This window comes from Acetivibrio sp. MSJd-27 (genome assembly GCF_018918095.1).
Classification (GTDB): Bacteria; Bacillota; Clostridia; order UMGS1840; family HGM11507; genus HGM11507.
The window spans coordinates 1-1,418 of sequence record NZ_JAHLPV010000091.1; the positions used below are offsets into that span (position 1 = coordinate 1).

Below are 1,418 nucleotides of genomic sequence, written 5' to 3' on the forward strand. Positions count from 1 at the left end.
TCTGCTTCTAACTTTGTGTAAAGTCCAAACAAGGGTAAAATTGGTTGGCAGGGAGTGTTTTTGCTCCCTGCTTTTTCAATATAACAGAAACATGGCAAAAACTCAAGCCTTAATCCGGCAACCGGTCAGCGAAAAATACCTCCAGCTGTGAGTGGATAATTCCCCAATCCCGCCGTTTCCCCGTCCATTTTTTCGTGATGTCCATCATCGCCAGATACAGCATTTTGAGCAGGCTGTCATCGGTCGGAAATACGGATTTCGACTTCGTAACCTTGCGCAGCTGGCGGTTGAATCCTTCAATGGCATTGGTGGTATAAATCAGCGTCCGAACCTCCTGTGGATACTTGAAATAGGTGGATAATTTCGACCAGTTCGCCTTCCAGGATTGTGCGATTTTCGGATATTTGGCGTTCCATTTTTCACCGAAGGATTCCAGTTCATACAGACCGGTTTCCTCGTCAATAGCCGCATAAACACGTTTTAAATCCGCCATTAGCGCCTTGATGTCTTTGTATGAAACAAATCGTGTAGTATTGCGGATTTGATGGATAATACACTGCTGTATCTCTGTTTTGGGGTAGACTGCTTCTATGGCGTTGTCAAAGCCCGTCAACCCATCCACACATGCAATCAGGATATCTTCTACACCGCGGTTTCTCAAGCCATTTAGGATTGACAGCCAATATTTCGCGCTTTCGTTTTCACCAACCCACATGCCTAAAACTTCTTTGATTCCGGACATATTGATACCAATCGCTATGTAGACTGCTTTCTTTACAATCTGTCCTTCACTGCGTACGTGGTAGTGGATAGCGTCAAGAAATACGACTGCGTAAACTTCCTCAAGCGGTCTTTGCTGCCATTCTTTGACCACAGGCAGTATCTTATCCGTAATTCGGCTGACGGTGCTGTCTGACACCTCTAATCCGTAAATCTCGCGGATATGTGCGTCTATGTCCCGCGTTGTCATCCCTTTAGCGTACATGGACAGTATTTTTTCTTCAATATCGCCACTCAAGCTGGTTTGCTGCTTTTTCACCAACTGTGGCTCAAATTCTCCCTTGCGATCCCGGGGCACATCTATATCCACCTCGCCAAAGCTGGTTTTCATCGTTTTTGAACTGTGCCCGTTTCGGCTGTTGTCGGTGTCCTTGTTGCGGTAGTCATACTTGCTGTAGCCGAGTTCATCATCCAACTCGGCTTCCAACCCATTTTCCAGAATATCTCCGACAAATTCCTTGAACAGCACATTGATATCCGACATATTGCTGATATCCAACTCCTGCATCAGCTCCCGCACTTTTGCTTTGCGTGCGATTTCCTCCGGCGTTCTTTTTCTTCTTGGCATAGTAAAACCTCCAAACTCAGTATTTATTATATACCTGTTTGGAGGTTTACACAATCTTTGTAAAAGACTC

Annotated in this window: 1 protein-coding gene; it reads right to left on the reverse strand. The window is 45.3% G+C overall.

What is annotated here, in order from left to right; genetic code table 11:
- Positions 1-109 precede the first annotated feature (109 nt).
- Positions 110-1,348, reverse strand: coding sequence for an IS256 family transposase (locus KQI32_RS13225; protein ID WP_216426109.1), 1,239 nt, complete (start codon positions 1,346-1,348; stop codon positions 110-112).
- Between the last annotated feature and the right edge of the window lie 70 nt (positions 1,349-1,418).